Annotated in this window: 2 protein-coding genes; both read left to right on the top strand. The window is 53.5% G+C overall.

Translation table 11 applies throughout. The features are described from left to right. On the top strand, positions 1 to 730 hold a 730-nt coding region (locus tag QME66_13940; GenBank protein MDI6810042.1), incomplete at its 5' end, for a hypothetical protein. A 13-nt stretch (positions 731 to 743) separates the two neighbouring features. Next, a partial coding sequence (locus QME66_13945) for a hypothetical protein (protein MDI6810043.1) occupies positions 744 to 1,274 on the top strand: 531 nt, incomplete at its 3' end.

Consider the following 1,274-nt stretch of genomic DNA (forward strand, 5'->3'; position numbering starts at 1 on the left):
TAAAGTGGACACCGAAACAGTCGCCACAGTCCCCACCGACAGGACACGAAAGAAGGTCGGCGTTGGCGAGCAGGTCACATTGACGCTGCAACCTACGTCACTGCGTCCGGTTTCCTGGTCGATTTCAGGCAACGGGACACTCAGCGCCACGACAGGCAACCCGATCACTTTCACTGCGCATGATAGAGCCTCGACTCCCTCGATTACGGCAACCTACGGCGGAGGATCCTGCTCCGCGACTTTCAACGTTGTCGAACCCACTGGCCAGGTAATCGAACAGGAACCCGGCACAAAGATCCGACATGTCCAAGGTGTCGTTTCGTGCGGTTTCAAAGGCAGAGCCTACGTACAACCTGCCGATGTTTCCTTCGAAAATATCGACGTTCGTGAGGGGGATGTGGCTGGCATAGCCGCGGGGTACCTCGCCGTGAAGAACGGGGAACCGCATGGAGACAAACCTTGGGTTTCAGTCGGCACCGTGACTGCAGGAAAAGGGTCTAAGGTCGACGCTATTGATACCATTTCGAGTGGCAACTACACATGGACGCCGTACGCAGATGGATCATTCACATGGAACATTCCACGGTACTTCAAACTCGGAACGGGCGCAGAAAAGCAATTCACGACTGCGATACACCAAGAAACCACCGACGCCACGGGTAAACTCACAATCAGCAAAGGTGGAACGACCAAGTCTGCGGAATTGAATGCCCCTACCTCCAACTACTGAAAGGGTATTTGTCATGAAATGGCGCATCGCGATACCGGTTCTTTCAACGCTTATGGTTGCATATTGGTCATGGGCCGCTCCTCCCTCCCATGCAAAACTGTCCTCGATCAAAAACGAAAGCGAAAAGACGATGAAAGAGAAGTACGAAGCAGTCGGCGGTCGGCTCGATGCCTTTCAGGGGACCAACGATCCAAGCTGCATTGCGCAAATTGGGATTGAGATCGATTCCCTGCCGCTTCCGCAGAAGAAAGATCCTGAGTGGAATTCCTGGCGGGAGGCCAAACTTGCATTGTGGCTGAAGGCCCTCGATAAAATCTACAAGACAGAGGACCCGACATTTGATCCGGAGGATGTCCCTCATGAAAACGTGGCCCCTCCTCCTGGGACGGTAGTTTCTGCGGGTGCCAGCCCGGATGCGATCAAAGACCCGGAGTTGCGCAAGCAATATGAACAAGCGATAAAGGCAAATGCCGAGAAAGCGGAGCGGTATCGTTTACAGAAGAAGTTGCGTGAGATCGATAAACGGTGGTCTTTAATGGTGAGA

Source organism: Candidatus Eisenbacteria bacterium (genome assembly GCA_030017955.1).
Classification (GTDB): Bacteria; Eisenbacteria; RBG-16-71-46; order JASEGR01; family JASEGR01; genus JASEGR01.